Origin of the sequence: Mesorhizobium sp. M1050, assembly GCF_040318715.1 — a bacterium.
GTDB lineage: Bacteria > Pseudomonadota > Alphaproteobacteria > Rhizobiales > Rhizobiaceae > Mesorhizobium.
On record NZ_JAMYMV010000005.1, the window covers coordinates 1 to 22208 of the forward strand.

Annotated in this window: 22 protein-coding genes; 11 read left to right on the forward strand and 11 right to left on the reverse strand. The window is 63.3% G+C overall.

The window, feature by feature from the left end; translation table 11 throughout:
- Window positions 1–649, forward strand: a 649-nt coding sequence (locus tag NKH57_RS04275) for an ISAs1 family transposase (RefSeq protein WP_352942018.1), incomplete at its 5' end; no start/stop codon positions are given.
- A gap of 100 nt (window positions 650–749) precedes the next feature.
- On the opposite strand, the gene NKH57_RS04280 is transcribed toward NKH57_RS04275, so the two are convergent.
- The 9 genes from NKH57_RS04280 to NKH57_RS04320 all read right to left on the reverse strand — a co-directional run bounded on the left by NKH57_RS04280 (window position 750) and on the right by NKH57_RS04320 (window position 8993).
- Window positions 750–1631: an AAA family ATPase gene (locus NKH57_RS04280; protein WP_352942020.1), complete on the reverse strand. Its 882-nt coding sequence runs from the start codon at window positions 1629–1631 to the stop codon at window positions 750–752.
- 8 nt (window positions 1632–1639) lie between these two features.
- Complete coding sequence (locus NKH57_RS04285; protein WP_352942023.1) at window positions 1640–2644, reverse strand: xanthine dehydrogenase family protein molybdopterin-binding subunit; 1005 nt, start codon at window positions 2642–2644, stop codon at window positions 1640–1642.
- A gap of 1 nt (window position 2645) precedes the next feature.
- Complete coding sequence (locus tag NKH57_RS04290) at window positions 2646–4013, reverse strand: xanthine dehydrogenase family protein molybdopterin-binding subunit (RefSeq protein ID WP_352942025.1); 1368 nt, start codon at window positions 4011–4013, stop codon at window positions 2646–2648.
- Between the two features lie 126 nt (window positions 4014–4139).
- Complete coding sequence (locus tag NKH57_RS04295; protein ID WP_352942027.1) at window positions 4140–4622, reverse strand: (2Fe-2S)-binding protein; 483 nt, start codon at window positions 4620–4622, stop codon at window positions 4140–4142.
- Window positions 4623–4678: 56 nt separating this feature from the next.
- Complete coding sequence (locus tag NKH57_RS04300) at window positions 4679–5470, reverse strand: FAD binding domain-containing protein (RefSeq protein ID WP_352942030.1); 792 nt, start codon at window positions 5468–5470, stop codon at window positions 4679–4681.
- 13 nt (window positions 5471–5483) lie between these two features.
- Window positions 5484–5927: an SRPBCC family protein gene (locus tag NKH57_RS04305; protein ID WP_023756904.1), complete on the reverse strand. Its 444-nt coding sequence runs from the start codon at window positions 5925–5927 to the stop codon at window positions 5484–5486.
- Between the two features lie 121 nt (window positions 5928–6048).
- Entirely contained in the window at window positions 6049–6876 is an 828-nt protein-coding gene (locus NKH57_RS04310; RefSeq protein WP_352729053.1) for a helix-turn-helix domain-containing protein, read from the reverse strand.
- Window positions 6877–7214: 338 nt separating this feature from the next.
- Window positions 7215–8213, reverse strand: a complete 999-nt coding sequence (locus tag NKH57_RS04315; protein WP_023756906.1) for an ABC transporter permease — start codon at window positions 8211–8213, stop codon at window positions 7215–7217.
- 39 nt (window positions 8214–8252) lie between these two features.
- Window positions 8253–8993, reverse strand: coding sequence for an ATP-binding cassette domain-containing protein (locus NKH57_RS04320; protein ID WP_352486338.1), 741 nt, complete (start codon window positions 8991–8993; stop codon window positions 8253–8255).
- Between the two features lie 494 nt (window positions 8994–9487).
- Here NKH57_RS04320 and NKH57_RS04325 point away from each other — a divergent pair, with 494 nt between their 5' ends.
- Both NKH57_RS04325 and NKH57_RS04330 read left to right on the forward strand, forming a co-directional pair.
- Window positions 9488–10477 carry a sugar-binding protein gene (locus NKH57_RS04325; protein WP_352942034.1) on the forward strand — a complete coding sequence of 330 codons (990 nt, stop codon included), beginning with the start codon at window positions 9488–9490 and terminating at the stop codon, window positions 10475–10477.
- A gap of 178 nt (window positions 10478–10655) precedes the next feature.
- Entirely contained in the window at window positions 10656–11438 is a 783-nt protein-coding gene (locus NKH57_RS04330) for a FadR/GntR family transcriptional regulator (protein WP_352942036.1), read from the forward strand.
- A gap of 18 nt (window positions 11439–11456) precedes the next feature.
- Here NKH57_RS04330 and NKH57_RS04335 read toward each other — a convergent pair whose 3' ends face one another.
- Window positions 11457–12395, reverse strand: coding sequence for an NAD(P)-dependent oxidoreductase (locus NKH57_RS04335; protein ID WP_352942038.1), 939 nt, complete (start codon window positions 12393–12395; stop codon window positions 11457–11459).
- A 119-nt stretch (window positions 12396–12514) separates the two neighbouring features.
- On the opposite strand from NKH57_RS04335, the gene NKH57_RS04340 reads away from it, so the two are divergent.
- Window positions 12515–13411: an NAD-dependent epimerase/dehydratase family protein gene (locus NKH57_RS04340; protein ID WP_352942040.1), complete on the forward strand. Its 897-nt coding sequence runs from the start codon at window positions 12515–12517 to the stop codon at window positions 13409–13411.
- Window positions 13412–13514: 103 nt separating this feature from the next.
- Window positions 13515–14291, forward strand: a complete 777-nt coding sequence (locus NKH57_RS04345; protein WP_352942043.1) for a FadR/GntR family transcriptional regulator — start codon at window positions 13515–13517, stop codon at window positions 14289–14291.
- A gap of 16 nt (window positions 14292–14307) precedes the next feature.
- Here NKH57_RS04345 and NKH57_RS04350 read toward each other — a convergent pair whose 3' ends face one another.
- Entirely contained in the window at window positions 14308–14646 is a 339-nt protein-coding gene (locus NKH57_RS04350; RefSeq protein ID WP_352942045.1) for a DUF3175 domain-containing protein, read from the reverse strand.
- Between the two features lie 124 nt (window positions 14647–14770).
- Here NKH57_RS04350 and NKH57_RS04355 point away from each other — a divergent pair, with 124 nt between their 5' ends.
- The 6 genes from NKH57_RS04355 to NKH57_RS04380 all read left to right on the forward strand — a co-directional run bounded on the left by NKH57_RS04355 (window position 14771) and on the right by NKH57_RS04380 (window position 22206).
- Complete coding sequence (locus tag NKH57_RS04355; RefSeq protein WP_352942048.1) at window positions 14771–16000, forward strand: MFS transporter; 1230 nt, start codon at window positions 14771–14773, stop codon at window positions 15998–16000.
- Window positions 16001–16158: 158 nt separating this feature from the next.
- On the forward strand, window positions 16159–17187 hold the full coding sequence (gntR, locus tag NKH57_RS04360) for an HTH-type transcriptional regulator GntR (protein WP_352942050.1): 1029 nt from the start codon (window positions 16159–16161) through the stop codon (window positions 17185–17187).
- Window positions 17188–17493: 306 nt separating this feature from the next.
- Window positions 17494–18621: a sugar ABC transporter substrate-binding protein gene (locus tag NKH57_RS04365; RefSeq protein WP_352831676.1), complete on the forward strand. Its 1128-nt coding sequence runs from the start codon at window positions 17494–17496 to the stop codon at window positions 18619–18621.
- A 77-nt stretch (window positions 18622–18698) separates the two neighbouring features.
- A complete protein-coding gene (locus tag NKH57_RS04370) occupies window positions 18699–20246 on the forward strand; it encodes a sugar ABC transporter ATP-binding protein (protein WP_352942052.1) in 1548 nt (515 codons plus the stop codon).
- Window positions 20243–21223: an ABC transporter permease gene (locus NKH57_RS04375; protein WP_352942054.1), complete on the forward strand. Its 981-nt coding sequence runs from the start codon at window positions 20243–20245 to the stop codon at window positions 21221–21223. Before NKH57_RS04370 ends, NKH57_RS04375 begins: the two co-directional genes overlap by 4 nt.
- Window positions 21220–22206: an ABC transporter permease gene (locus NKH57_RS04380; protein WP_352942056.1), complete on the forward strand. Its 987-nt coding sequence runs from the start codon at window positions 21220–21222 to the stop codon at window positions 22204–22206. Before NKH57_RS04375 ends, NKH57_RS04380 begins: the two co-directional genes overlap by 4 nt.
- Window positions 22207–22208: the final 2 nt, after the last annotated feature.

The following is a 22208-nucleotide window of genomic DNA, read 5'->3' on the forward strand; positions in this document are numbered from 1 at the left end:
GGCCGCGATCGCGGCGCTCGAATTGTTGTCGCTCAAGGGATTGACCGTCACCGCCGACGCCTTGCACTGCCATCGCCGCATGACCCAGACCATCCGCGACGGTGGCGGCCACTACGCGATCGCCATCAAGGCCAACCAGTCGAAGCTGGCCGCCGAAGCCAACACCGCACTCGACAAGGCAGCGGCGGGCAAAGCAACCAAGTTCCATCAGACCAAGGAGGATGCCCATGGCCGTCACGAGGTGCGGCGTGCCTTCGTCATTCCCTTTGTGCAGCCGCCGGGCAAGAATGCACTCGTCGACCTTTGCGCCGTCGGCCGTGTCGAAAGCTGGCGCACCGTCGATGGCAAGACCACGCACAAGGTCCGCTGCTATGCGCTGTCGCGCAAAATGCCGGCACACGAACTGCTCGCCACAGTACGCCGCCACTGGAGCATCGAGAATGACCTGCACTGGCAACTCGACGTTTTGCTCGGCGAAGATCAAATCAGAGGCCGCAAGAACAATACCGCCGCCAATCACGCCATACTTCGCCGCCTCACTCTCAATGTTCTCAGAGCCGATCTTGAAAACATCCCGCTCAGCCACAAACGACTCAAGGCACGATGGGCCGATCAAAACCTGCTTAGCCTCTTTACTCATATGCGATAGCCCTGCCCCTCGAGGGGGAGATGTCCGGCAGGACAGAGGGGGGCGCTGTCCCGCCAGCGTTCCGGAAGGAACGGGGCGAAGGGGTCGTTGACGTCGCGCATCACGCCAGCGCCTCCTCGACAATGCGGCCAAGCTCGGGCGCGATGTAGGAGAGATCCTCCTCGTCCTTGATCAGCACGCCGATGGCGCGGCGGAAGGCTTCCGGCCATGGGCTGCCGCCTTTTTCCAGGATGGTGGCGGCGTTGGCCCATTCGACCGCTTCGGCGATGCCTGGCGGCTTGGCGAGCGGGCGGGCGCGGATGGTCTGCACGGCTGCGGCCACCGCGCGCGCCGTTGCCTCGGCCACATCGCCGGCGCGCAGCATGATGATGGCGGCCTCGCGCTCGGCGTCGGGATAGCCGATCCAGTGATAGACGCAGCGCCGGCGCAGCGCCTCGGCGAGTTCACGGGTGCGGTTCGAGGTCAGGATGACGATCGGCTGCGCGGTGGCGCGGATGGTGCCGCGCTCGGGAATGCTGATCTGGAAATCGGAGAGGAATTCCAAAAGCAGTGCTTCAAATTCGTGGTCGGAACGGTCGATCTCATCGACCAGCAGTATGCGCTGCTCCGGCGCCTTCAGCACCTGCAGCAGCGGCCGCGCGATCAGGAAACGGTCGTCATAGATGTCGATCTCATGCTCGCCGGCATGGCGGATGGCGAGCAGCTGGCGCTGGTAGTTCCACTCGTAGAGCGCATGCGCGGCGTCGATGCCTTCGTAGCATTGCAGCCGCACCAGATCGCGGCCGAGCAGCGCGGCGATCGCCTTGGCCGCTTCCGTTTTGCCGACGCCGGGTGCGCCTTCGAGCAGCAGCGGCTTGCCCAGCCGGATCGCCAGGAAGATGGCGGTCGAAAGGCTGTCATTCGCCAGATAGCGCGAGGCGGCCAGATGCTGCGCCACCACCTCCGGCGAGGTCGCGACAGTCTCGGCGCTTGTTCCGGTCATTTCGGCCCTCAGTTCGCCGCTTGCGCCTTCAGCGCGCGCAAGATGCGCTCCGGCGTGATCGGCAACGTGTCGATGCGCACACCGACGGCATCGAAGACGGCATTGGCGACGGCCGGGATCTGCGGGTTGGCGCACATTTCGCCCGGCCCCTTGGCACCGTATGGCCCGTCTGCCGAGGGTCGCTCCAGCACGATGATCTCGGTCTCGGCAAGATCGCCGGGGCCGGGCATCAGATACTGGTTGAAGTCGGTGCCGCCATGGTCGCGGTTGGGATAGTAGGGCTCGGTGGTTTCGTAGAGCGCGTGGCTGATGCCCATCCAGGAGCCGCCGACTAATTGCTGCTCGACCATTTTCGGGTTCAGCGCGCGGCCGATCTCGAAGACGTTCTTCACTGTCAGCACGGTGACTTCGCCGGTCTCGTCATCGACCTCGACCTCGGCCACGGTGCAGGCATGCGCGTAGCAGGTCGACGGCTTCATCGCGCCAGTCTCCTTCTCCGGATAGGAGCGCGGGATCAGGAACATGCCGCGGCCGGAAATCGAGCGGCCGCGCTTGAAATGCGCCGACAGCGCGACATCGAAGATCGAGATCGATTTCTGCGGCGCGCCCTTGACCAGGATGTTGCCCTGGCCGTCGGTCTCGAGATCGGCGGCATTGACCTCCAGCTCCTCGGCCGCCACTTCCAGCATCACCTGGCGGGCTTCCCTGGCTGCCTGGATGACGGCGTTGCCGGCGCGGTGGGTGCCGCGCGAGGCGAATGTGCCCATGCAGTGCGGGCCGGTGTCGGTGTCGGCGGTGTCGACGACGACACGGTCGGTCGGCACGCCAATCGTCTCGGCGCAGATCTGCGCCATGATCTGCTTCATGCCCTGGCCGAGATCGACGGAGGACAGCGTCACCATGAAATTGCCGGTCGGTGTCGAATGCACCAGCGCCTGCGTCGGGTCGCCGCCGAGGTTCATACCGGTCGGATAATTGATCGCGGCGACGCCGCGTCCGCGCCTGATCGCCATCTCAAGCTCCCTTCACGTAGGAGGACATGGCCATGAATTTCTCCGCCACCGGCCAGTTGGCGGCGCGCGAGGCTTCCTGCATGCATTCGATCAGCGCCGCGCCCTCGGTCGGCTGGCGGTGCGCCTTCATGTCGCCGTCGCGATAGGCGTTGATGAAGCAGAATTCGAGCGGATCCATGCCGATCAGCCGCGCCAGCTTGTCCATCTGCACCTCTAGCGCGAAGTCGCCGATGGTGACGCCGAAGCCGCGCATGGCGGAAGAGGGCGTGCGGTTGGTGTAGACGCAGTAGGTGTCGATCCAGACATTGGGGATGGTGTAGGGACCGGGATAGTGCCCCGCACCCTTCTGCGCGCCATAGGGCGAGTGGCGCGAATATGCGCCGGCGTCAGTGTAGCCGGTGACCTTGCGGGCGACGATGCGGCCGTCCTTCATGACGCCGTCCTTGATGACGACCTTTTCAGCGGCGCGAGGTGACGATATCTGCATCTCCTCTTCGCGGCTGTAAATAAAACAGACTGGTCGTCCTGTTAGCTTGGCGCCGAGGATGGCGATCGGCTCGACGATGACGTCGACCTTGCCGCCAAAGCCGCCGCCAACGGTGCCGCCGACGAAATGCAATTTGCTGCCCGGCATCTGCAGGATGATCGATGTGTTGTCGAGGGTGAAGAACATCGCCTGCGTGTTGGTGTAGCAGGTGAAGCGGTCATTGCCCTCGGGTACCACCACGCAGCCCGTCGTTTCGGTGGGCGCGTGTTCGATCGGCGAGGACTGATAGCTCTGCTCCAGCACGTGATCGGCGCCGGCGAAGCCCGCCTCGACGTCGCCGAAGCGCACCTTGCGGCACTCGCCGCTGTCATAGAGGTAGTAATTCTGGCCGTGGTACTCATTGACCAGCGGCGCGCCGGGCTTCAGCGCCTCCTCCATGTCGAAGACGGCCGGCAGAACCTCATAGTCGACGTTGACCTTGGCGACAGCCTCTTGCGCTGCGCGCTCGGTCTCTGCCAGCACGGCGACCACGGCCTCGCCCTTCCAGCGCACCTTGCCGTCGGCCAGAACGGTTTCATCCTCCGGCCCGATCTGGATCAGGATGAGAATGGTATAGACATTGTGCGGCACATCCTTGGCGGTCAGCACTCTGACGACGCCCGGATGCCTCTCGGCTTCCGACGCGTCGATCGAGCGGATGCGGGCATGGTGATGGGGGCTGCGCACCATCTTCAGATGCAGCATGCCCGGGAAATTGCGGTCGGCGAAAAAGGCGGTCTTGCCGGTGACATGGCCGGGCGAATCCGAGCGCGGCCTTGGCTGGCCGATCTCATGCAGATCGTCCTTGCGGACATCGGCGAAGTAGTTCTTGCGCAGTTCCATTCTTTTGTTCCCTCAGAGCATGATGCCGAAAGGTGTGAAGCGGTTTTCGGACGACATCATGCTCTATCTCTTTGATTTAGAGGCGGATTCAGATTTCAGGTCGAATCGACCTGAAATCATCCGGCTCTAGGCCGCGTTCTGAGAGTTGGACCGCGCGGCGGTCAGCACCGCCTGGATGATCGGCTCGTAGCCGGTGCAGCGGCAGATGTTGCCCGACAGCGCCTCGACCACCTCGTCGCGGCTGGGGTTCGGGGTGTGGTCGAGCAGCACCTTGGCGGCCATGATCATGCCAGGCGTGCAGAAGCCGCATTGCGTGGCGAAGGCCTCCAGAAAGGCGCGCTGCAGCGGGTGCAGCACGCCAGCTTCCGAAAGCCCCGCCGTGGTGGTGATGGCGGCGCCATCGCAGGTCTCGGCCAGCGTCAGGCAGGAGAGCCTGAGTTCGCCGTCGATGATGACCGAGCAGGCGCCGCAGGTGCCTTGATGGCAACCGCCTTTCGGCGAGGTGTCGCCGATCTTGTCGCGCAAGGCGTGCAGCAGCGTCGTGCCGCTGTCGATGAATTCGGCCTTCTCCGAGCCGTTGAGCGTGAACTGAACCGGGACCTTCGCCATGTTTTTCCTCCCAGCGCGCCTGCCCCGCAGGGCAAGCGCGCGCCCCCGACAGGTTATTAGCTGAGCAGCAGCCGGCCGAGATGGACCGGCAGCACTTCGTTGCGGTACCAGGCGCTGGCAATCGGATCGGTTGCCGGCAAAGTGCCGTCGTTGACTGCTGCCAAGGCCGGCGCGATGCCGTCCTTGGTCAGGCTTCGGCCGATCAGGGCTTTTTCGGCCGCTTTGGCGCGCATTGGCCGGTCGGCCATGCAGCCCAGTGCAATCCGCGCCGAAGACACGGTGCCATCCGGCGCCAGTTCCAGAACGCTGGCGATGCTGAGCACCGAGACGCCCTTGGGCTTGACCCGCGACACTTTCAGGAAACGGAAACTGTCGGCTTTCGGAAGCGCGAAGCTCACGGAAGTGACGATGGCGCTGCCGCCCCGACTGGCCAGGAAGGTCTCGATTGGCGTTTCGCCGTCATCGGTGCCGACAATGGCGTCGAGCGCCAAAAGGGCAACGGCGAAATCGCCATAGGGAGCCGGCGCGAACAGATTGCCGCCGACGGTCGCCATGTTGCGGACCGCAGGGCCACCAACGGCGCGGGCGGCCTTGGCAAGGGCGGCGAGGTCCGCATGGCGGGCGATCGCCGCCATGGTCACCGAAGCGCCGATGCGGACCTTGCCGCCGGCAACCGCGATGGTGGACAGAGACGGCTCGGTCGACCTGACAAAGCCGGAGACCGAAACATCGCCCTCGTTAGCCGCGCGGATCACGAGTGTGCCGCCACCGAGATAGCGCGTGCCAGCGGCTTTCAGTGCTGCGTTGGCGTCCTTCACCGTTGCAAAGGTCTGCAGTGCTAGCGCCATGGTTTGGCTCCTGTCAGCTCTGGCCGGCGAAGTGGCTCTTCAGGGCATTGAAGCCGCCCTGGAAGACATTGGCGCCCATGCCCTCGGCCAGCTTGTCGGCTTCTTCGGGTGCTGCGTCGAAGCTGGCGGTCCATTCGGCATAGGTACGGTCGCCATCGGTCACCCGCCGCAATTGCAGCGTCGCCTTGTGGTTGGTGAGCGGCTGCGGCGTCTCGAGGATAGAATAGCTGACGAGGAAATCCCGGTCGGAGAAGTCGAGCAGCTTTTCGCGCAGGCGCGCGCCGCTGATGAGCTGAAAATTGCGCACGCTGCCTATCGTCGAAGCGTCCTTGCCGTCCTCGATATGGCTTTCGACCATGCGCGGATGCCAGCTTGGCAATCCGTTGAAATCGCGTATGCGCGCCCAGACTTTTTCGACCGGCGCGTCGATGACGCTGGAGATGGTGACTTTCGCCATATCTAATGTTCCCTTGCAAATGCGATCCGGTGCAAGGGTAGGGCGGCAGGTCTAGCGACGCTTATCAATGCGTCTTGAGTGCGTATCAAGGAGTCTGAAAAAGGGTGGCGGGGCCGCTGGTTCAGGCGATGGCTCGCGCGGCCTCACGATAGACCGTCGGCGGCACGCCGACATGGTCGCGGAAGAAGCGCGAGAAATTGCCCTGCGTGGTGAAGCCGAGATTGCACGCGACCGAGATCAGCGGCTCCTGCGACCATTGCAGCTGCCGCACCGCTTCCTCCATGCGCAGCGTGTTCCAGTAGACGTTGGGCGTCAGATTGGTCTGTTCCTTGAACAGAGCGAAGAAATGCGGCCGCGACAGTCCGACACTGCGCGCCACCTCGTCGAAGCAAATGCGCTCGCAGACATTGGCTTTCATCAACTGGATCGCCTTGCGGACCCGGAAGTCCTGCATGGTGTTGATGCGGACACGCACCTCCTGCGGCGCCGAGGCGTCGGCGGCATCGAGCACCGAGTCGATGAAACGCTCGATCTCGTAGTTGGCGATGTCGTCGATGCTCTCATTATCGCTGAGATGGTCGAGCAGATTGGCGGCGGCCTGATGCAGCCAAGGTTCGAGCGTGATCGCGGCTTGTGAAAACAGTGGCGCGGACGAGGGCAGGTCGCGGCGGCGCCGCGCCCAATCCGGATCGATGTAGAAGGCGAGAAACAGACCGGGCGTCCTGTTTTGCGACAGAACATGGCTGTGCGGCTGGAAGGAGTTGATGCCGGCGGCGGTGCAGGGGCCAAGCCGTACGGTCTCTCGGCCGATGGTCATCTCCCCGGCCGTGCCTTCCAGCCAGATGATCAGATGCGCCTCGACATGGGCATGGGTGACGAAGTCGCTTGCGACATTGAGGACAGAAACATGTCCGAACCGGCCCCAGTAGAGCCTGATCGCTTCCGTCATGGGTATATCCTCCCGCAGACGACTGGCCTCCCTTCGCCTGCGCCGGGATAGTGCTGCTGAGTTCGGGGCCGCGTCAAGGCGGGAGTCCGCGGCGATCGTGGAGGACGGCTGATGCGGGCGGATTTTCAGACTGAGCGATAGGTTTCCCCTTCTCCCTTGTGGGACCCACAAGGGGAGAAGGGAAGAACGCCCTCTTAAACCGAAGCCGTCAGCGCAAGCCGCCCATCGAGGCTGAACAGGGCGTTTGTCACAGACTGTTTTGTCGTATGACCATGATCTCTGGGCAACCGGTTCCGTTTGTCCGAGAAAACCGGTTTCCACTTTTCGGGGTCATTGTCTTAATCGCTGCGGCGGAAATTGCGGATGCGGTCGAACAGCACCGCCAGCAGGATGGCGCCTCCGATGAACACGCCTTGCCAGAAGGCATTGATGCCGAGGAGGCCAAGACTGTTGCGGATCACTTCGATCAGGGCCGCGCCGACGATGGCGCCGAAGGCGGTGCCGACGCCACCAGCCAGATTGGCGCCGCCGATGACAGTGGCGGCGATCACCTGCAACTCCATGCCGGTGCCGAGATTGGTGGTGACGGCGCCCAGCCAGCCGGTCTGGATGATGCCGGCAATGCCTGCCGACAGCGCCGAGATCATGTAGACGGCAACCTTGATCTTGCGCACCGGCACGCCGGTCAGTGTCGCCGCATGCTCATTGCCGCCAATGGCGAAGATGTGGCGGCCGAACTTGGTCCAGCGCAGGATGAAGCCGGTGATCAGCGCCAGAAGGATCATGTAGAGAACCGGATTGGCGATGCCGAACACCCAGGCGCCGCCGCCCAATGCCAGCAGTTTGGCGTGGTCTGGCCCGAACTGGAAGACGACGGTGTTGTTGGAGGCGACCATCGCCAGGCTGCGGGCGATCGACAGCACACCGAGCGTTACCACGAATGGTGGAAAGCCAAGATAGGCGATCAGGATGCCGTTGAAGGCGCCGATGGCGAGCGCGGTTGCGATAGAGGCCAGAATGCCGACCTCGATCGAGTAGCCGGCATGCATAGTGACGGCCAAAATCATCGACGACAGGCAAAGCACCGAGCCGACCGACAGGTCGATGCCGCCGGTGATGATGACGAAGGTCATGCCGAGCGCGATGATGGCGACGAAGGTGATGTTGCGGGTGATGTTGTAGAGGTTTTTCGACGTGGCGAAGGCGTCGGTGGCAAACGATAGGAACACGCACGCAAGGATGACGGAGATCACCACCCAGAAAGTCTGGCTGGCAAACAACCTTGCCGGCAAGGATTGCTGCTTGTGCTCGATCGGCTGGTCAATTGTCAGTGCCATCATCGACCTTCATTTGCTGTCATAGTGAAAAGCTTGAAATCAAACCTGTTCGATGGCGCCGGTGATCAGCCCGGTGACTTCCTCGGGCGAACTCGACGCAATCGTCTTGTCGGCGACCTTGCGGCCGCGTCGCATGACGATGACGCGGTCGGCGACGGTGAAGACATCGGGCATGCGGTGACTGATCAGCACCACGGCGATGCCCTGGTCGCGCAAATGGCGGATCAGGTTCAGCACCTCGGCGACCTGGCGGACCGAGATTGCGGCCGTCGGTTCGTCCATCAGCACGATCTTGGCCTGCGACAGCATGGTGCGGGCAATCGCCACCGCCTGGCGCTGGCCACCCGACATCTGCTTGACGAGGTCGCGCGGACGGGTCTCGGACTTCAATTCGGCGAAGAGCTGGCCTGCGCGCTTGTACATCGTCGCATAATCGAGGATGCGGAGCGGCCCTAGGCCGCGGCGCAATTCGCGGCCGAGATAGACATTCGCCGCCGCGGTCAGATTGTTGCAGAGCGCCAGATCCTGGTGGACGATCTCGATGCCGTGCTGGCGGGCTTCCGCCGGCTTGTGCAGGATCAACTCCTTGCCGTCCATTCGCATGGTGCCATGGCTCGGGCGGAAATTGCCGGCGATCATCTTGACCAGCGTCGACTTGCCGGCGCCGTTGTCGCCCATCAGGCCGACCACCTGTCCGGGCTCGATCGACAACGACACGTCGTTGACCGCCTGGATGGCGCCGAAATGCCTTGAGATGTTGGTGAGTTCGAGAACCGCCACCAGCCTTAACCTCCCCGTGCCTTGCCTGCTTTTCCGGTGGACCGGGCGCAGCTTTCGCCACGCTTTTCCAGCTCCTCCCGGAAACAGCGCTGACGTGCATCTACGCGAATGCCTGCGTAGGCGTCAATTGTCAGACGAATAAGAATTGGCGATAGTCATGGAAATGCGGCCGGAGGCTCTTGCGGGACGGGGTTGAATCTTTCGAAAAATCAGTTTTGTAGGACAAATGGCATTGACGTTGGCCGCGAGCCGAGATTAGCTGAGCATCGGAGGACTAAATTTAATATACCGATCCCATGCCGGCCTGCCGCGCGGGATCATCGGAGGATTGTCGGTCGTTGCCAGTCAGTTTTCGATCTGGCCGACCGAGATGAAAATACTTATCGGCCTGGCGTATGACATGAGCGCTCGCACAACGACCCTCTGTCAGCACGCATCCGGTCGATCTGTGTGGCGGGCACGCCGTGCCCGTCTGTTTCCAAGGGAGGACTGACATGAGGAAAACACTTTTGCTCGCCGCCGTCGCCGCCATGGCGCTTGGCGCCGGGCCGGCTTTGGCCAAGAAACAGCTCGTCATTGTCGTGAAAGGTCTCGACAATCCGTTCTTCGAAGCCATTCACCAGGGCTGCGAGAAATGGAACAAGGAAAACGCCAGCTCGGAATATGAGTGCTTCTACACCGGTCCGGCGTCGACTTCCGATGAAGCCGGCGAGGCGCAGATCGTCCAGGACATGCTGAGCAAGGCCGACACGGTGGCGATGGCAATTTCGCCGTCCAACGCGCCACTGATCGCGCAGACGATCAAGACCGCCAACCCGACGATCCCGATCATGACCGTCGATGCGGATCTCAGCAAGGAAGATGCAGCACTTCGCAAGACCTATCTCGGCACCGACAACTATCTGATGGGCAAGAAGATCGGCGAGTACATCAAGAAGGGCAAGCCGAATGGTGGTACGATCTGCACCATTGAAGGCAACCCGGCTGCCGACAACATCCTGCGTCGTGCCCAGGGCATGCGTGATGCGCTTTCGGGCAAGGACGGCCTCGCCGCACTTGCCGGTGACGGTGGCTGGACCGAAGTTGCAGGCTGCCCGGTGTTCACCAATGACGACGGCGCCAAGGGCGTACAGGCGATGACCGACATCCTCGCCGCCAACCCCAAGCTCGACGCCTTCGGCATCATGGGCGGCTGGCCGCTGTTCGGCGCGCCGCAGCCCTATCGCGATCTGTTCGGACCGCTCAAGGACCGGATAGCCAGCAACGACTTCGTCATCGGTGCCGCCGACACGATCGGCGACGAGGTGGCGATCGCCCGTGACGGCCTCGTGACCGCGCTGGTCGGTCAGCGGCCGTTCGAAATGGGCTACAAGGCGCCGTCGGTGATGATCGACCTCATCGAAGGCAAGGCCGTCGCCGATCCGGTGTTCACCGGCCTCGACGAATGCACCAAGGATACTGTCGACACCTGCATCCAGAAGTAGGTTTTCGATTCGGGGCGCTTGGCAACGGGCGCCCCGTCACTTCCTGAATTGGACGCAATGGTTGGGGCGACAGGCGCCGGCTTTGGCGCGTCCATAGTTTGGATTTTTCGGCAAGATCGGCGCACCGTGCAGGTTCGGGCCAGTCCGGACGTCAGACAGCCGACGCATTGGAACGTGGATGCCGGACGAGAAGTCAAAAGAGCGAGCCGATCGGACCAAGGCACAAGCCAGACGCCGTACGGCCGTCATGCGAACGGGTGGTGCGGCGCACTTCGCAGGGGCGAGCGTGCATGTCTCGCTGGCCGGCGAGATTGGCTTGCGGATCGTGCGCGGTGACTATCCGCCCGGCACTATCCTGCCCAATGAGGCCAAATGGGCCGAGATCTTCAATGTCAGCCGTTCGGCGGTGCGCGAAGCCATCAAGATGCTGATGGCGAAAAGCCTGTTGGCATCGCGCCCCAAGATCGGCAGCTGGGTCGAGCCGAAGGAGCGCTGGAACCTGCTCGACCGTGACGTGCTGGCCTGGTACGCGACCGCGCCTGACCGCGAGGCTTTTCTGCGCACCGTACAGGAGTTCCGCCACATCATCGAGCCCGAGGCGTCGGCCTTTGCCGCCGTGCGGCGCAGCGAACAGCAGATGGAGGAGATCAGCCAGGCCTGCCGCGACATGAACGAGGCCCTGAGCCTGCAGGATCGTATCCGCGCCGACACGCGCTTTCATCTCGCTATCCTGCGCGCCTCCGGCAACGACCTTTTGGTGCCGCTCGGCGTTCTGATCGAGTCGGCGCTCGACCATCTCTTCGCGTTCACAACGCAGCAGGTCGGTGATCAGCGGCAGGCACAGAAACTGCATGAGGCGATCGAGAAGAACATCCGCCTGCGACGTCCGGTAGCCGCGCGCAGTGCCGTGCACAAGCTGCTTGAAAACACCGACGATGGGATCGGGCGGTCAAGGCGCTGACTGGCGCCTTTGGACGGCTCAGATCGTCTGCTTCTTGCCGTCCTTGGTCGGCATCAGGTCGACGCCGTTGATCTTGCCGATATGCGTCGCCAGCATCGGCACGAATTGCTCGGCAGGGCCGGTGGCATGGGCGCCGGCGAAGGAGTTCTTGGTGGCGTTGCCGAGCGGATTGGCGATGCCGGCCGCCCCCGCCATCGATTCCAGATAGGTCAGGTCCTTGAAGGCGTTGGCGATCGAGAATTTGTGGGCGTCGCGGTCGCCCTCCAGCGTCCAGCGCATGAAGGTCTGGTAAAAGCCGCAATCCATGCGGCCATTGCGAATGACGCTGTCGAAGCGCGGCGGCGAGATGCCGACCTTCTCGGCCAGCGCCAATGCCTCGGAATAGATCGCGGCGTAGCCGAGCGAGATGAAATTATTGAGCAGTTTCATGCGGTGGCCGTCGCCGGTGTCGCCGATATGGACGATGCGCCCGGCCCAGGTTTCGATCACCGGTTTCACCCTGGCAAAGAGGGCGTCTGGCGCGCCGACCATGGCGTCGAGCGTGCCTTCCCAGGCTTCCTTCGGCGTGCGGCTCAGCGGCGCGTCGACAAAATCGATGCCGAGCGCCTTAAGTTCCGCTGCCAGTGCCACCGTCGAGACAGGATCTGAGGTCGAGCAATCGATCACGACCGAGCCTTTCTTCAAACCCTCCTTGAGGCCGCCGGGGCCGCGAATGATGGCTTCGACCTCGCGTGAGCCGGTGACGCAGATGAAGACGATTGTCGATGCCGCCGCCACATCGCGCGGGGTCGATGCTTCCTTCGCACCTCGACCGAGCAGGTCTTCCGCCGGCTTGCGGTTCTTGCGGCCGAGAAATGTCAGGGCGTAGCCCTTGTCGACGATGTTCTTGGCGATCCCGTGTCCCATCAGGCCAAGGCCGATGAAGCCGATCTTTTCGCTCGCGGCGGTCGTATTCATGTCTTCAAGTCCTGTTGCAATGATTGATGATCGGCGCTGCCGTTTTGCAGGCGAGGGCGGTTGCGGATCGCGATATTGTCTGACAATACACATAAATCCCAGAGGATGTGGAGAGCAAAATGGCGAAGCGGATCATGTTCACAGGCGGCAGCGGCAAGGCCGGACGCCATGTCGTGCAGTATCTGGTGGAGCAGGGCTGTCAGGTGCTCAACATCGACACCAAGCCGCTCGACAACCCCAAGGTGCGCACGCTGATCACCGACATCACCGACAGCGGGCAGGTGTTCAACGCGCTGTCGAGCTACATGGGCCTGCATGAATTCGACCCATCGCTGCGCCCGCAGCCGGTCGATGCCGTGGTCCATTTCGCCGCCATTCCGCGCATCATGATCACCACCGACAATGAGGTGTTCCGTATCAATGCGCTCGGCACCTACAATGTCATCGAGGCGGCGGTAAAGCTCGGCATCCCCAAGGTGGTGATCGCCTCCAGCGAGACGACCTATGGCCTGGTTTTCGCCAACGAGCCGCGCGATCCCAAATATTTCCCGCTCGACGAGGAATACGACGTCGATCCGATGGACAGCTATGCGTTGTCCAAGGTCGTCAACGAGAAGACGGCACGCGCGTTCGCACAGCGCAACGGCACCGATATCTACGCCTTGCGCATTGGCAACGTCATCGAGCCGCATGAATATTCGCTGTTTCCGAAATGGTTCGCCGATCCCGGTTTCCGCAAGCGCATCGCCTGGAGCTATGTCGATGCGCGCGACCTCGGCCAGATAACGCTGCGCGCCATCGAGAAGGACGGCCTCGGCTACCAGGTGTTCAACGCCGCCAACGATGACACCTCGTCCGATCTGCCGACCGCCGAACTGTTGAAGCGTTTCTACCCCGGCGTGCCGGTCAAAACCGAACTCGGCGAATATGAAACGCTGCTGTCCAACCGCAAGGCGCGCGAGATGCTGGGTTTCCGCCCGAAGCATAGCTGGCGCAAATACGTCACGACGCCCTGATTCACGAGAGCAGCTGGGCTGATCTGTGCACAGCGCCCGGCTTTGCGGCCCAAGCCGCTTGCCGCGCTTGACAGCACCCCTCAATCCGGACTTTCTGGAACCCATGCGGGACGCGAAGCCGAACAAGGAAAAATCGCCAGCGAAAGCGGCTTCCATCGAGCGTTCCGCCGGCGTTCGCCGACCCGACGCGGCGCGCATTCCAGGCTCGAGCGTTCATGCCTCGCTGGCCAGCGAGATCGGCCTCAGGATCGTGCGTGGCGACTATCCGCCCGGCACGATCCTGCCGAATGAAGCGAAATGGTCGGAGACCTTCAGCGTCAGCCGCTCGGCGGTGCGTGAAGCGATCAAGATGCTGATGGCCAAGGGCCTGCTGGCCTCACGCCCCAAGATCGGCAGCTGGGTCGAGCCGAAGGAACGCTGGAACCTGCTCGATCGCGATGTGCTGGCCTGGTACGCGACGTCGCCGGATCGCGAGGTGTTCCTGAAGACCGTGCAGGAGTTCCGCCATATCATCGAGCCGGAGGCGACCGCCTTTGCCGCGATGCGGCGGACCGACGAACAGATGGCCGAGATCAGCCAGGCATGCCGGGAGATGGGCGAGGCGGCCAGCCTGCAGGATCGCACCCGCGCCGACACCCGTTTTCACCTCGCCATCCTGCGTGCCTCGGGCAACGACCTTCTGGTGCCGCTCGGCGTGCTGATCGAATCCGCCTTCGATCATCTCTTTGCCTATACGACGCGGGAGATCGACGATCTCAATCATGCGCAGAAGCTGCATGAGGCAATCGAGAAGAACATTCGGCTGCAGCGCCCGGATGCGGCGCGCAACGCGGTGCGCAAATTGTTGGCGAACACCGACGGCGTCATCCGCGCCCGATAGGGCCTATCGGCCGCCGCTAATCGTCTTTCTCACGCCCAAAGGCGGTGCGCAGCTCGTCCTTGGCGTCCTCAAGTACTTGTCTGCGCTCGGCGGGCAGGTTCTTGCCGGCGCGGTTGATGTAGAAGTTCAGCATCGACATGGCTGACTGGAACGGTCCGGCCTTGCGCCGGTGGCTGTGTTCGGCGGATCGCTTGAGCGAGGCGGCGATCTTCTTGGCGTCGTCGGATTCGAAGACGTGGTCCTCGAGATCCAACGCGTCGCTGTGCTCGGTCACGTCGGCCGACCATTTTTTCTTCGCGGTCACGGCAGGACTCCTTGTGCGGGGGGCTGGCCGGGAAACTCCGCACATTGGCATCGGTTCCCACTTCCCCTGGCTCTGGAGCCACGGATTTGCCCGCTGTGGCGCTGCTGCGGCTTGAGAATGGGCCGATACTGGGCGCAAAACGGCGGCCGAACTGAGAGCGCCGACAGGAAATGCATTGACCCGAACCGACAGCAATCAGCCGAGCCCCGGCATCGACAGCTCCTATGCCTGGATGCGGCTCGCCATCTCGATGCTGCTGGCGACGATCGGTGCCGTCGGCATGTGGGCGGTTGTCGTGGTGCTGCCCGCCGTGCAGGCCGAGTTCGGCGTTGACCGCGCCGCGGCGTCCATGCCCTACACCGCGACCATGGTCGGCTTTGCCGCCGGCAACGTTCTGATCGGCCACGCCATCGATCGTATGGGCTACTGGGTCCCGGCGCTGCTCTCTTCGATTGCGCTCTCCGCCGGCCTGCTGCTTGCGGCGCTGTCGAGCTCGATCCTGCAGTTCACCCTTGCCCAAGGGCTGCTGATCGGCGTCGGTACGTCGGTGATCTTCGGGCCGCTGATCGCTGATATCTCGCATTGGTTCAACCGCCGGCGCGGTGTCGCGGTGACTGCGGCGGCCGCCGGCAATTACCTTGCCGGGGCGTTCTGGCCGACCATCATGCCGACACTCATGAAGGCGGAGGGCTGGCGTTTCACCTATGCGGCCATCGGCATCTTCTGCCTGGTGACCATGGTGCCGCTGGTGCTGATGCTGCGGCGCGGGGCCCCGGCGGCAGCCGCCGCCGGTTCGCCAGGAAGCCGGTCAGTGCAGCCGATCTCGCTGTCGCCGGCGGCGTTGCAGGTGCTGCTGGTCGTCGCCGGCCTCGGCTGCTGCGTGGCGATGTCGATGCCGCAGGTCCATATCGTCGCCTATTGCATGGATCTCGGCTACGGCGTGACACACGGCGCCGACATGCTGTCGATCATGATGGCGGGGGGCGTCGTCAGCCGGTTGGCATCGGGCTTTATTGCCGATCGCATCGGCGGCATGAAAACGCTCATGATCGGTTCGGTGCTGCAGGGTCTGTCGCTGCTGTTCTACATTCCGTTCGACGGGCTTGCCTCGCTCTATGTGGTGTCGCTGGTATTCGGCCTGTCGCAAGGCGGCATCGTGCCTTGCTATGCCATCATCGTGCGCGACTACATGCCCGCCAAAGAGGCCGGGCAGCGCATCGGCATCGTCATGATGGCGACGATCTTCGGCATGGCGATCGGTGGCTGGATGTCGGGCTGGATCTACGACCTCACCGGCTCCTATGCCGCGGCGTTCCTCAACGGCATCGCCTGGAATTTGCTGAACATACTGGCGATCGGACTGTTGTTCTGGAAAGCACGGCGCAGCGCCGCCGCGATGGCTTGAAGGCTGGCAGGATTGTTGCCGTTGCTTGACAAGGACAACAGGCTGCGCGACGCCAGAAGGCGAGTGGGTGCGGCAAAGCGGGCCGGCGGGATGGTGACAGCAAAAACGACTGTATCGCGACCGCGCCCTGTCAGGTGCATTCCCGAGCGAGCGCGTCCGTGATCAAGCCGCGCTCGCGCCGTGGTGGCGGCCGCCCGACCATATCGGATGTCGCGCGCAAGGCCGGGGTCGGCGCCATCACCGTGTCGCGCGCCCTGCGCGAGCCGGAGCGTGTCTCGGAAGAGCTGCGCCGCCAGATCCAGGCCGCCGTCGACGAACTCGGCTATGTGCCGGACCCGAATGCGCGGGCGCTGGCCTCGGCGCGCGCCGAGGTGTTCGGCGTCCTGGTGCCGTCGCTTACCAACAACGTCTTTGCCGAGGTGGTGCGCGGCATCTATGACAGCCTGTCGGCCAGCCCTTTCCGCATTCAACTCGGCAACACCCATTATTCCGGCCTCGAGGAAGAGCGGCTGCTGCAGCTGTTCGGTTCGCAGCGGCCGGCAGCGCTGATCGTCGCCGGCATCGACCAGACACCGGCCTCGCGAAAGCTGCTGGAGAGCGCCGGCTGCCCGGTGGTGCAGGTCATGGAAACCGGGCCAGATCCAGTCGACATGATGGTCGGCTTCTCGCATCTGGAAGGCGGCAGGACGGCCACCGAACATCTGATCGAGGCCGGTTACCGCCGCATCGGCTTCATCGGAGCGCGCATGGATCCGCGCTCGCGGCGGCGTCTTGCCGGCTACCGCGCGGCGATGGAGGCGGCCGGGCTATTCGACCCGCGCCTCGTCACCACCACGCCGGTTCCGTCCAGCGTATCGCTCGGCCGCGAGATGTTCCGCGACGCACTGGCCAAGGTGCCGACACTCGACGCTGTCTTCTGCAACAATGACGACATCGCGCTCGGCGTGTTGTTCGAGTGTCATCGCACCTCGATCTTGGTGCCGAAGACGATCGGTATCGTCGGTTTCAACGACCTCGACATGATGCAGGTGGCGTTTCCGTCGATCACCAGCATCCGCACCCATCGCTACGAGATCGGCCGGCGTGCGGTCGCCATGGCGCTGGCGACGATCGCCGGCAACAGGCCAGAGCAACGGATCGTCGATCTCGGTTTCGAGCTCAAGCGCCGCGAAAGCACCGCCCGTTGAAACACACAAAGGCGACTGTGCGAATGCCGGTTTACAGGAAAATTTGGTAGCGCTACCATTTTCCGCTGAGCAGATGGGCGCGCAGCGGGTTGCGGCTGTTTATTATACATAAGCGACAACTAATTCTTGTTTATTATGGATAATATGATAGTTTCCGCCCGGCTGGCGGTGACAAGGGGAGGAACTGGGTCGGCCGTCACCGGCGACTAAAACGCGTATGCCAAGGCAAGGAGGTGCCGGCCCGATCGCGTCAATAATTTCGCATAGCGAAAACCACAATCGGAACTGCAACTGGGAGGAATATCGATGATCAAGTCACTTGTTGGTGGCATCGTTGCCGCCACTGCATTCGTCATGCTGAGCTCGTCGGCGATTGCCGCGGGCCCTGAAATCGTCAAGGGCCCGGCAGCGGAGCCGGATTGCTTCGCGCCCTGGGCCGCGGATACGCAGTTTTTCAAGTTTCCCAAAAAGGACGGCCCATACCGGATCGCGCTCGCCAACGGCTACATCGCCAACACCTGGCGCATCCAGATGATCCAGACCGCCAAGGCTTACGCAGCGCAAAAGGACGTCGCCGCCAAGTTGAAGGAATTCAAGGTGGTGTCGACCGGCGAGGATGTGCCGGCGCAGATTTCGGCGATCAACAACTTCATCGATTCCGGCTATGACGCCATTGTCGTCAACGCGCAGAACCCGACCGCTTTCGCGCCGGTCATCAAGCGCGCCAAGGAGGCCGGTGTCGTGCTGGTTGCTTTCGACAACATTCTCGACACCAAGGACGCCATCAACGTCAATGTCGATCAGAAGGGCCTCGGCGAACTTTGGGGCAAATGGCTGGTCGACCATATACCCGATGGCGGCAAGATACTTGAGGTGCGCGGTGTTGCTGGCACGTCGGTCGATACCGACCGCCACAATGGCATCCATGAGGTCTTCGATGCTTCGGGCAAGAAATGGGACGTCACCGAAGTCGCCGGCAAGTGGGATGATCCGACAGCGCAGAAGGTCACGGCTGACGCGATCGCCACCAATGGTCCGTTCGTCGGCATTACCGGCCAGGGGGGTGACACCGGCATCGTACAGGCGATGATCGACGCCAAGCATCCGTTTGTACCGTTCGGCGGCGAAACAGAGAACGGCTTCCGCAAATTCTGCTCCGCCCATGCAGCTGACGGGCTGAAATGCTCGTCGGCCGGCACTGGCCCGGCGCAGGTGGCGGTCGCCATCAAGACGGCGATTGCCGCGCTTGAAGGCAATGTCGTGCCACAATCGGTCAAACTGCCGTTGGCGATCGTCGAGGATCCGAACTTCAAGGCCGGGCAGGATTTCTTCCCCGACCAGTCCGACAATTTCTTCGTCGGCAACTCCTTCCCGACCTGCGGCATCAATTTCACGGCGCAGGAAATCATGGGTCAGACCAAGGCTGACCAATAGGCTGCACCGCGGGCGCCGTTAAACCCCCGGCGCCGACCACTCGATAGTCTGGTCGTCAAAGTGCCTGGGGAGGGCCGATGGACGGTGCGGTTCCGCTCTTCCGGATGGAAGGAATATCCAAGCGCTATGGTGGCGTGCGGGCGCTGGAAAAGGCCGAACTTTCGGTCACGTCCGGCAGCATCCACGCCATCCTTGGCGAAAACGGCGCCGGCAAATCGACGCTGATCAAGATCATGGCGGGCGTCGTCGCGGCCGATGAAGGCCGAATGACACTGGATGGCCGCGAGGTGACTTTCGCGTCGCCGGCTGCTGCCAACCAGGCTGGCATCGTCTGTATCTTCCAGGAGCTGTCGCTGGTTCCAGAACTCAGCGTCGCCGACAACATCGTCATCTCCGATCCGCCCAAACGCTTCGGCATGATCGACCGCAAGGCGCAGCGCCGCATCGCGGAAGAGGCGCTGGCGCGCGCGGGTGCGGCCGACATTCATCCGTCGGCACTGGTCAAGGACCTGCCCTTGTCGCGGCGGCAGATGGTCGAAATCGCCAAGGCACTCGCCAGAAAGCCGCGCATCCTGATCCTCGACGAGGCGACGTCGGCGCTGACGGCGGCGGACGTCTCGAACATCTTCGCGGTGCTGAAGCGGCTGCGCTCGGAAGGGCTGGCCCTGCTCTACATATCGCATCGCATGAACGAGATCGCCGAATTGGCCGGCCAGTGCACGGTGTTCCGCAATGGTCGTAACGTCGCAAGCTATCCGGCCGGTTCGAAGAGCGACAATGAAGTGGTCGAACTGATGATCGGCCGCGAATACAGCCACATCTTTCCGCCGAAACCCGCGGCCGTGCCTGCGACCGCCGCCCCCAGGTTAGAGGCCCGCAAGCTCTCGTGGACTGACCGGCTGGACAATATTTCATTGACTGTCAGGGCCGGCGAGGTGGTTGGCCTCGGCGGCCTTGACGGTCAGGGCCAGCGCGAATTGCTGCTCGCCTTCTTCGGTGTGCTGCGCGGCCTCAGCGGTCAAATCCTGATCGACGGCAAACCGGTCACGATCGCCAGCCCCGCGGCTGCGCGCGAGGACGGCATCGGCATGGCGCTCATTCCCGAGGACCGCAAGACCGAAGGCCTGATGCTGCCGATGACCGTGCGCGAGAACCTGTCCTTCGCAGCCCTCGACCGGCTCTCGAAAGCCGGCATCATCGACCGCGCCGCCGAGCAGCGGCTGATCGACGACATGGTCGGCCTTTTGGCGATCAAGACGGCGGGCCTCGACATTCCGGTCGCGGCACTTTCGGGCGGCAACCAACAGAAGGTTGTCATCGCCAAATGGCTGATGCGCCAGCCGCGCATCATCCTACTCAACGATCCGACACGCGGCATCGACGTCGGCACCAAGCAGGAGCTCTACCAACTGATGCGCAAGCTTGCCGATGCGGGTGCGGCGATCCTGTTCTATTCGACCGACTATGACGAGTTGATCGGGTGCTGCGACCGTGTGCTGGTGCTCTATGATGGAGCGGTCAAGCGCGAGCTGGTCGGCGCCGAGATCAGCGAGCGGGCGCTGATATCAAGTGCGCTCAACATCCATGGCGAGGACAGCCCCGTGAGCCTGGGGGCGGACGTATGAAGGATTGGCGCTACTGGCTTGCCGAGCAACGCGGAACGCTGCTGGCATTTGGCATCTTCATCGTCATGTTCGTCATCTACACCTCGAACCATCCGGCCGGTTTCACCGCCAATGTCGTGCAGACGGCGGCGAACAAGGGCGTGCTGCTTGCCTTCGTCGCCATGGCGCAGACGCTGGTGGTGATCACCGCCGGCATCGACTTGTCCATCGGCATGATTTTCCTGCTCACCAACTGCCTCGCCTCCTGGCTGGTGGTGGGTACGCCGATGCAGACGACGCTTGGCGTCATCGCCGTGCTGGCGGTGGGCCTTTTATGCGGCGCCATCAACGGCGCCATCGTCATCTATGGGCGGCTGCAGCCGATCGTTGCCACGATTGCCACAGGGGCCGTCTATTACGGCATCGGCCTGTTGCTGCGGCCATTTCCGGGCGGTTCGGTCAATGAGGATCTGGCCGACGCGCTGACCGGCCGCGTGTTCGGCGTGGTGCCGGCAAGCCTCGCCGCGCTGTTGGCAATCGTGCTGGTGATCTGGGTGCCGTTCAGCCGCTCGGTGCTAGGCCGCGCCGCTTATGCGGCAGGGTCGTCGGAGACGGCGGCCTACATGTCCGGCGTGCCAATCCGGCGCGGCAAATTCGCTGCCTACACGCTGGCCGGGCTGCTGGCTGCGATCGGCGGCCTGTTCCTGACCTTCTTCACCTATACGGGCGAGGCGGCCTATGCCAGCGGCAACGCCTACACGCTGTTTTCGATCGCCGCCGTGGTGCTCGGCGGCGTCTCGCTGTTCGGCGGCAAGGGCAGCGCCATAGGCGCGATCTTCGGCGCGCTCGCCTTCCGCACCATCGGCGACCTGCTGTTCGTGTTCGATTTCGATCCGCTCTGGCAGCCGCTGTTCCAGGGCGTTATCCTGCTGGTCGCCGTCAGCCTCGGCGCCTTCGCCTTGTTTCGGGTCCGCAACCGGCTGGAGTGGTTCCTGTGAGCGAAACGACGCTTGGCGGCATTGCCGGCCGCATGCCCAGGTTCATCCGCCGCGCCGATCCGGCGGTGCTGACGGCCTTTGCCTGCATCGTGCTTCTGCTGTTCCTCGGCAGCCTCTATTCCAGAAGCTTCCTGTCGCCTGAATATCTCTTGCAGCAGCTCAAGGTCGCCTCGTTCCTCGGTGTCATCGCCACCGGCATGATGTTGGTCGTCCTGCTTGGCCAGATCGACCTGTCGGTGCCGTGGGCGGTGGCGGCGGGCGCGATGATGGCCTGTGCGGCGGCGGCCTATGGTCCGGTCGGCGTGGCGCTGGCCATTCCGTCCGGCATCGTCTGCGGCATGCTGATCGGCGTCGTCAACGGCATCGGCGTCGCCTATCTGCGCATCCCCTCGATGATCATCACGCTGGCCACCAACGCCGTCGCGCAGGGTCTGATGGTCGTCTACACCGGCGGCTTCTCGCCACAGGATTCGGCGACGGGCGCAATGCGCTACCTGGCGACCGGCTTTGCCATTCCGGGCGTCCCCAACGCCGTCATCATCTGGGCGCTGATCGGCGCTGCAATGGTGTTCGTGCTGACCCGCACCAGCTTCGGCCGCACCGTCTACGGCATCGGCAACCGCGAGCGCGCCGCCTATCTCTCCGGCATCGACACACGGCGCGTGGTGATGATCGCTTTCGCGGTATCGGGCGGGCTCTCCGCATTCGGCGGCGTGCTGCTCGCCGGCTATGCCTCCAAGGCGGCGCAGTCGATGGGCGATGCCTATCTGCTGCCGTCGATCGCAGCTGTCGTGCTTGGCGGCACCTCGATCCTGGGCGGGCGCGGCTCGTATCTGGGCACCGTCGCCGGTGTCATCCTGATCACCCTGCTGCAATCCATCCTGTCGGTCATGCAGATGCCGGAGGCGGGGCGGCAGATCATCTATGGCGTCGTCATCGTCGCCATGCTGCTGCTCTACGGCCGCGCGCCGGCAAGCCGCTGACA

What these genes read in the sequence shown, in the direction of transcription:
- NKH57_RS04280 (WP_352942020.1), bottom strand. Translation starts at nt 1,631, where the DNA reads ATGACCGGAACAAGCGCCGAGACTGTCGCGACCTCGCCGGAGGTGGTG.
- NKH57_RS04285 (WP_352942023.1), bottom strand. Translation starts at nt 2,644, where the DNA reads ATGGCGATCAGGCGCGGACGCGGCGTCGCCGCGATCAATTATCCGACC.
- NKH57_RS04290 (WP_352942025.1), bottom strand. Translation starts at nt 4,013, where the DNA reads ATGGAACTGCGCAAGAACTACTTCGCCGATGTCCGCAAGGACGATCTG.
- NKH57_RS04295 (WP_352942027.1), bottom strand. Translation starts at nt 4,622, where the DNA reads ATGGCGAAGGTCCCGGTTCAGTTCACGCTCAACGGCTCGGAGAAGGCC.
- NKH57_RS04300 (WP_352942030.1), bottom strand. Translation starts at nt 5,470, where the DNA reads ATGGCGCTAGCACTGCAGACCTTTGCAACGGTGAAGGACGCCAACGCA.
- NKH57_RS04305 (WP_023756904.1), bottom strand. Translation starts at nt 5,927, where the DNA reads ATGGCGAAAGTCACCATCTCCAGCGTCATCGACGCGCCGGTCGAAAAA.
- NKH57_RS04310 (WP_352729053.1), bottom strand. Translation starts at nt 6,876, where the DNA reads ATGACGGAAGCGATCAGGCTCTACTGGGGCCGGTTCGGACATGTTTCT.
- NKH57_RS04315 (WP_023756906.1), bottom strand. Translation starts at nt 8,213, where the DNA reads ATGGCACTGACAATTGACCAGCCGATCGAGCACAAGCAGCAATCCTTG.
- NKH57_RS04325 (WP_352942034.1), top strand. Translation starts at nt 9,488, where the DNA reads ATGAGGAAAACACTTTTGCTCGCCGCCGTCGCCGCCATGGCGCTTGGC.
- NKH57_RS04330 (WP_352942036.1), top strand. Translation starts at nt 10,656, where the DNA reads ATGCCGGACGAGAAGTCAAAAGAGCGAGCCGATCGGACCAAGGCACAA.
- NKH57_RS04335 (WP_352942038.1), bottom strand. Translation starts at nt 12,395, where the DNA reads ATGAATACGACCGCCGCGAGCGAAAAGATCGGCTTCATCGGCCTTGGC.
- NKH57_RS04340 (WP_352942040.1), top strand. Translation starts at nt 12,515, where the DNA reads ATGGCGAAGCGGATCATGTTCACAGGCGGCAGCGGCAAGGCCGGACGC.
- NKH57_RS04345 (WP_352942043.1), top strand. Translation starts at nt 13,515, where the DNA reads ATGCGGGACGCGAAGCCGAACAAGGAAAAATCGCCAGCGAAAGCGGCT.
- NKH57_RS04350 (WP_352942045.1), bottom strand. Translation starts at nt 14,646, where the DNA reads ATGCCAATGTGCGGAGTTTCCCGGCCAGCCCCCCGCACAAGGAGTCCT.
- NKH57_RS04365 (WP_352831676.1), top strand. Translation starts at nt 17,494, where the DNA reads ATGATCAAGTCACTTGTTGGTGGCATCGTTGCCGCCACTGCATTCGTC.
- NKH57_RS04370 (WP_352942052.1), top strand. Translation starts at nt 18,699, where the DNA reads ATGGACGGTGCGGTTCCGCTCTTCCGGATGGAAGGAATATCCAAGCGC.
- NKH57_RS04375 (WP_352942054.1), top strand. Translation starts at nt 20,243, where the DNA reads ATGAAGGATTGGCGCTACTGGCTTGCCGAGCAACGCGGAACGCTGCTG.